Source organism: Candidatus Desulfatibia sp. (assembly GCF_036446775.1).
Lineage (GTDB): Bacteria > Desulfobacterota > Desulfobacteria > Desulfobacterales > UBA11574 > Desulfatibia_A.
Genome location: NZ_JAZFTO010000126.1, coordinates 1 through 6,831 on the forward strand (window position 1 = coordinate 1; position 6,831 = coordinate 6,831).

Genomic DNA, 6,831 nt, shown 5'->3' on the forward strand with positions numbered 1-6,831 from the left:
CAAAACTATCTTTTTTATCAATGCTTTATGGAAATTGCTTTAAGGAAAAACTTGGCGTCGAAGTTTCCTTTACTTGCGGCCTTTCTCATCCACTCGACCCCTTTATCAGCATTCAATTCAAGGCCGGAACCGTAATAATACATCATCCCAACATTGAACTGAGCCGCGGGATCGCCATTTTCGGCGCTTTTTATTGTTTGCGTCCTCTCTTTAGACATTGAACCCCTCCTGATACCAAGCAAGCAGGTATCCAGCTTTAAAGAAACCGTTTAAAAACCAACCGCTACCACTCCATGAAAATAACGTCGCTGAGCTCATCTTTTTCTTCTTTTTGCAGACCTTCCGCGAATGGAACGTCAATGTTTTTGCATATCTCTACAAAAGGTCCGTGCAATGACATATTTGAACCTTTAAAGAGAAAAACGATTCTCACGCGCTCACCCCGCCTTACCAGTTGCTTCACTTTAAGCTTCTCGGTTATGGAGTTAATCGCGCTGGATTTTGAGATAAGGGCGCTTATTTCGTTCGACAGTTCCTCGAATTCTTTTGAAATATTCTCCGCCACCAATATATCCACCTCCCTATAGTTATTAACCGTGTTTAAAAAAATTCGCGTCTGCCCGGCAGGGGGTAGAAGGGGAGTGACCGGACAGACGCATGGGAAGGAGAGACTCAATTTGACTGGTTATTAATTTCCTCGGTATCATCCTGCCCTTGTGTATATTCACATTTTGTGCCAATATTTACTTGAATAATCTGTCTGATTTATAGAGTTTTACAATTAGACCAGGAATTTAATGGTTAAAATTATACGTTTTGGATGTTAATATTTTGAAACTGTAGATTTTTCCACAAAGGGAGGTTATGTGACGTTCGACTTTAGAGCCCTAAAGATGCTCGTGGTGGACGATAATCCGCAAAATGTGGAGCTAATTGAAAACTACTTGAAGTTGTTAGGGAGCCTCACCTTTCACGGCGAAACATCGCCATTGAAAACAATTGACTGGGCTAAAAAGAGCCATTTCGATATCGCCCTTATCGATTACAGAATGCCAGAAATGAACGGCATTGAACTTACCAGAAGGCTGATGAAAATAAGCCCGGATTCGATTTTCATTATCATGACCGGATATAGCGAATTGGAAATTGTGGTAGAGGCTTTAAGAACCGGAATTTTCGATTTTTTATCGAAACCGTTCAAGAAAGAGGAATTCGAAATAGCCATAGAACGGGTTATCAAGCACATTGAGTTAGACAGGCAGAACATTGCCCTGCGCGGACTTTTGCAGGACAACTATGGCAAAAAACTGTTTGTGGGAAACTCGCCGGAAATGAATGCGATAAGAAAAAAAATCGCCCTTTTTGCCCAGTCCGACGCCCCGGTTCTTATTACAGGAGAAACAGGCGTGGGAAAGGAGGTTGCGGCGCGAACCTTACACGCAACCAGCAACCGTCAGAAACTGCCGTTCGTGCCGGTAAACTGCAGTGCATATGTCGAAACTCTTCTTGAAAGCGAACTCTTCGGCCACGAAAGAGGAGCTTTTACGGGCGCTGAAAGGCAGCGGATGGGCCGGCTGGAATTTGCGCAGGACGGAACTCTGCTCCTTGACGAGATATGCGAAATACCTCAGCAGATTCAGGTGAAGCTGCTTCGTGTCCTGCAGGAAAAGGAGTTCGAGCGCGTTGGAGGAAACAACACGATCAAGCTTAAAGCGCGAATTATTTCCGCAACTAATAGAAACGTGCAGGAGGAAATAGATAACGGCCGTTTCAGAACCGATCTGTACTTCCGCCTTAATACGCTCCACATCCATATACCCCCTCTAAGGGAGCGAAAGCAGGATATAGACGAACTTACAGAGCACATGCTCTCAAAGTTTTCGCTCATTCACAATAAGAACGTTACATCTCTCAGCGAAAGCGCCAAGGAAGCAATCCACGCCCATCCACTACCCGGCAATGTGCGCCAGCTTGAAAACGTGATAGATTACGCCATGCTTTGCTGCGAAGACAGCCAGATAGAAAGAGAACATCTTCCCGAAGACCTTTTGGAAATTGTGGATGTTCCGGTGTCAATCTCAAACCCCGTCTTCAGGCCGGAAAAACGGATGCCGGACGAAAGCATACCGGAAATGATCTCCGAGCTTGAGCGCCAGAAAATAAAGAAATCCCTCAACGAAAATAAATGGAACAAAAGCAAAACCGCCGCCAAACTTGGCCTTACCCGGGCACAGCTCCTTTACAGGATGAAAAAATACGGGATTAACTGATATTAACGGTCGCTCTCATATTTTTTGAGGATTGCCGATATGACGCCTTCCTTGTAAAGATTGTCAAAGGCGTCAATCACAAGGGGATCGAAATGCTTGCCGGAAAGCTTCATGATTTCTTTATGAGCCTTTCCCTCCGCCCACGCTTTTTTATAGACGCGCTCGGTGGTCAGTGCGTCGAAAACATCGGCAACTGCAACTATCCGGGAAGAAAGCGGAATTGAATACTCCGAAAATCCGTCGGGATAGCCGGTGCCGTCAAACTTTTCATGGTGCCATCTGGCAACATCTTTGCCCATTTTGAAAAACTTGTTATCTGAAAGTATCTTTTCGCCGTGTGCCGTGTGTTTTTTCATGGTTTCGAATTCGTCGTCCGTAAGACTTCCTCCCTTTTTCAGGATCGAATCCGGTATGGCGATTTTCCCCACGTCATGAAGTATTGAAGAGTAGCTGATTTCATCCGCCTTTGATTCCGAATACCCCATGGCCAACGCAATCTCGCGGGAATATTCGGCAATCCTTCTTACGTGACTGCCTGTATCCGTATCGCGGAATTCAGAAGCCACCGCCAGCATCGTAATCGCCTCCATGTTTGCTTCGTGCAACTGGTGCGTTCTGGCTTCTACCATCTTTTCAAGCGATATATTGAAAGCTTGCAACTTATCGTTAGCTCTGTTCAGGTCGTTGTAAAGTTCCTTTACCCTCATGTGCGCCTTTATCCGTGCCAAAAACTCTTCGGTGGAAAAAGGCTTGATCACGTAGTCGTCGGCGCCGGAGTTCAAAAGCATGACAATGTCTTCCTTATCCGCAAGGGTGGAACAGATGATAATCGGAACGAACTCCCATTTTGAATCCAAACGTATCTTGCGGCAAAGCTGGTGTCCGTCCATGTTGGGCATGTTTATATCACTTATGATTAAGTCGATATCGTCTCTTTCTTGGAGAATCTTCCATGCTTCCAGCCCGTCGCGCGCTTCAAGAACTTCATGCCCCTGCTTTTTGAGGATATTGCTGGTAATCTGCATAATGGTCTCGCTGTCCTCGGCTATCAGTATGGTTCTGGATTCCCGCATACCCCATACCTCAAGGAGCTTTTTTATCTTCGAGGCAAGTTCTCCTGGTTTGAAAGGCGCGACGCAGTAATCGACCGCCCCAACTTCATACGCTTTTTTACGGTCTTCCTCGGAATCTACATGGGTAACGAATATTACCGGTATGTCGCGTGTATTATAGCTGTTTTTTAGTTTACGGCATATTTCAAAGCCGCCCATTCCCGGAAGATCTATTTCGGTGGTAATGACATTGGGACTCAATTCCCCCGCGAGTCTTATCGCCTCCCAGCCGTCGCGGGCTATGATTATTTCCGCATCCAGGGAATCAAGTTCACGATGCAATATCTTTTGGGCAATCTTGTTCTCTTCAGCTAGCAGAACCTTGTTCCTCTTCCCCGCTTCATGGGAAAAAACCTCTACTGCATCTTCTTTTTTGTCTTTCATGTTTTAAAACCTTAAACACTTCCAGTATACATTATAGTGGAGGGGCCCCGGGGTGTGTCATGCCCCGGGGCCTAAGAATGGGATTGGGTATTAGAGAGGAGGAGGAGTTAGATAGCCCAATCCCATAGGAGTACCAATTTGTTTTGAAGTCCATATTTATTGCCATCTTCGTCGAGCCTGGCCTGCTGGTTGGAAATATCAAAGCTTAGCTGCAATCCCAGACGCGCATTTTGGACAGGCATAATTTCAAACTTGAAATCAAGCTGCCCCGCGGACGATTCGGGAACGGTGGAAGTTGTGCCGTTATACGATTCCACGTATGCCCCCACCTTCGAAGTGCCGTATCTTACACCGAGTGCAACCGTCGAGTTCGGCCGGAATATGGCCGCGGCGCTGTACCCGTTACGAGTAATTGTTTCACTACTATAGGTATTGCCCAACAAATCCGTTCTCTGATCGAATCCGAAAGTATTTTTGTCGTAAACGAATTCAAGCTGCCATTTCTCCCTTTCGTACTTGAAGGAAAAAATAACATCCATCGTTTTCTCGTCCGGACTAACAGGATTGCCGGTAAAGTCTCCGTCGCCATCCATGTTCGATGTGAAAAAACCGCCGGATGACCGATTAAATGTAACCTCGCCGGTTTCGGCATTCCACACCCTAAGCGATGCGGAATAATTCGTATAATCCATCCTGCCCATCGCTCCAAAACCACTACCACCGGCGTTGTTTCTGGCCTGTGATGTTCTGGCCCCGGTAACGTAGACAACGTCATACGAAAAGATGCCGTAATTCGGATTGCCGAAAAGCCTAATCCCAGTGTCCACGTATGCCGAGGTTACCCCCTTGTCGCGTCCGCCAAGGCTGGACGTGCCGTAATATGCGGGATTAGGGTCGCCGAACCATTCCCTGTGAGGCACAATGGCATCAAAGCCCGACGTTCGGAAAATACCCAAATCAAACCCCATATATCCGGGGCCGAATATATTCGCAAACCTTATGAACGCCTGCTCCGGCTGGAATGCCTCCTGATCCCCAAGAGGATACGAAAGATAATAACCGGCATTACGGGCTACGGTTCCTGCCGCATAAAGTTCAACGGTGGAGCCATTTGTGCAGCACCCTATTCCGGTAGCCTCTTGTCCGCCGGGACCTTCCGGCGTATTCGACAAGCCCAACCCACCGTCAAAACGCAGGCTGAAAGGTGGATTTGCATCGCCGGTATCCAAATTGATATCGAATGTGGGCGAAACCTTGCCGGCTTTTGATCCGTCCTGGCTGTCAGGAAGCTGGAAGCCGTTTATCATGAACTGAAATCCAACATAGTTGAGCTTGGGCCAAGACGAATGACAAAGGGTGCACGGAGCACTATATTTCTTTGAAAAAGTAGGAACGGCCTGCGCCGACGGAATGTACCACAAAATAACAAATAACGCCGCAAATGGAAAAATGCGGACCGCTTTCAACGCAATAATTCTCAAACCGCCATCCTTGCTTTTAACATACTGAATTTACAGGAATTAACCCTATCCCCGTTTAATCTCCTCACATTTATTCCTTTCGCGCTAAATATTAATAGTAACTGCAATAGATGTCAAGCTTTTTTATTAAAATAATTCTATTTTATTCTTTGTAACTCTGAATTATTAGCAGCTACTCTAATCATTTATGGGAAAGCCTTTGATTTTGTTATATTACAACTGACTATTGAAAAAGAAAAACTCCTGCAGGTAGACCCGACGATAACTTACGCCATACCGGCTTAGATCAGCTTCGTTTCAAACTTTGGCGTATTTCTTAATTTTATTTCAAAGCCTTGGTAATAGTGTTGAATATTCCTTCAGGGTTGAGCCCGTATATGCCTCTCAGGTATTCGCCGTCCCCTATTTCGCGCTTTAGCTCATCGGGAATGCCGATTCTTCTAAACAGGCCGTTATACGAACTCTCGGCCAGCAGCTCGGCAACGGCGCTGCCAAGCCCGCCGTTAATGTTGTGCTCCTCCACCGTGAAAATCGCTTCATGAGTTTGGGAAAGCTCTTGAACCAGTTCCGCATCCATCGGCTTTATCGTATGCATGTTGATGACGCTTGCGCTAACTCCTTTTTTGCGCAAAAGCCCCGCCGCCTCCAGCGACCTCTGAACCATGGTTCCGGCGGCAATTATTGCAACGTCTTTTCCTTTTAACAGCGTCATTCCCTTTCCGATAATAAATTCAGGCGGGGTTTCATGAATATGTTTCTCGCCCGTCTTTCCCAGCCGGATATACATCGGCGTTTGCCATTGATGTGATTGTGTCGCCAAAAGCCCGGCCTCGACGGGGTCGGCCGGAACAACAACCGTCATGCCCGGCAAGGCCCTCATTAAAGATATGTCTTCCAGCGCGAAGTGAGTCAGCCCTTCCTTTCCGTATGCAAACCCGCCGCCGGCTCCAACAAGCTTAACGTTAAGTCTGTTGCCGGCTATGCCGTTTCGTATCTGTTCGTACGCACGCATTACCAAAAAAGGAGCGATGGAATAGCAATAAACCGATTTGCCGCAAAGCGCCAGCCCGGTTGAAATCCCCACCATGTTGGCTTCCGCCACGCCGATATTGTAAAACCTCTCAGGCGCAGCCGCCTTTAATTCGTCAAATAATATGTAGCCAAGATCGCCAGTAAGGAAGTAGGTATCCTCATCGGCCTTGAACGTTTCAAGGAGCGATTTAAAAAACGCTATCCTCATTTGGAAAGCTCCTTTAGGGCAAGCTTGTATTCTTCGTCATCCGGCGGCCTGTAGTGCCACAGCGTGGTGTTTTCCATAAAAGAAATTCCCTTGCCCTTAACCGTGCGCATGATTATCACGTTGGGCTTTTCCGAAGACAGCGATTCAAGCGCGCCGAAAATCGGTTCGAAGTCGTGGCCGCCAACCTCCACCGCGTTCCAGCCGAATGCCTTCCATTTATCTATTAAAGGGTCGAGGTTAATTATTCCTTCGGTCGGCCCCATCGCCTGTATCTTGTTGTAATCCACCATTGCCACAAGGTTTGCCAGCTTGTGCTGGGATGCAAACATTACCGACTCCCAAGT

The 6,831-nt window shown here is 46.9% G+C and carries 6 protein-coding genes and 1 pseudogene; 1 reads left to right on the forward strand and 6 read right to left on the reverse strand.

Annotation, left to right across the window (positions count from 1 at the left end):
- Nucleotides 1–17 precede the first annotated feature (17 nt).
- Together V3S16_RS05975 and V3S16_RS05980 are read right to left on the reverse strand one after the other, a co-directional pair.
- The gene (locus V3S16_RS05975) at nt 18–218 is read right to left on the reverse strand and encodes a tetratricopeptide repeat protein (protein WP_413883761.1); all 201 of its coding nucleotides are present in this window, start codon (nt 216–218) and stop codon (nt 18–20) included.
- A gap of 65 nt (nt 219–283) precedes the next feature.
- Nucleotides 284–565: a hypothetical protein gene (locus tag V3S16_RS05980; protein ID WP_413883762.1), complete on the reverse strand. Its 282-nt coding sequence runs from the start codon at nt 563–565 to the stop codon at nt 284–286.
- A 301-nt stretch (nt 566–866) separates the two neighbouring features.
- On the opposite strand from V3S16_RS05980, the gene V3S16_RS05985 reads away from it, so the two are divergent.
- A complete protein-coding gene (locus tag V3S16_RS05985; RefSeq protein WP_413883763.1) occupies nt 867–2,270 on the forward strand; it encodes a sigma-54-dependent transcriptional regulator in 1,404 nt (467 codons plus the stop codon).
- Between the two features lie 2 nt (nt 2,271–2,272).
- Here V3S16_RS05985 and V3S16_RS05990 read toward each other — a convergent pair whose 3' ends face one another.
- The 4 genes and pseudogenes from V3S16_RS05990 to V3S16_RS06005 form a co-directional block, all read right to left on the reverse strand.
- Nucleotides 2,273–3,766, reverse strand: a complete 1,494-nt coding sequence (locus V3S16_RS05990; RefSeq protein WP_413883764.1) for a response regulator — start codon at nt 3,764–3,766, stop codon at nt 2,273–2,275.
- Nucleotides 3,767–3,873: 107 nt separating this feature from the next.
- Nucleotides 3,874–5,247, reverse strand: a complete 1,374-nt coding sequence (locus tag V3S16_RS05995; RefSeq protein WP_413883765.1) for a hypothetical protein — start codon at nt 5,245–5,247, stop codon at nt 3,874–3,876.
- Nucleotides 5,248–5,569: 322 nt separating this feature from the next.
- A complete protein-coding gene (locus tag V3S16_RS06000) occupies nt 5,570–6,487 on the reverse strand; it encodes a transketolase family protein (protein WP_413883766.1) in 918 nt (305 codons plus the stop codon).
- Nucleotides 6,484–6,831, reverse strand: a pseudogene (locus tag V3S16_RS06005) (transketolase); the annotation flags it as partial. The gene V3S16_RS06000 and the pseudogene V3S16_RS06005, both read right to left, overlap by 4 nt.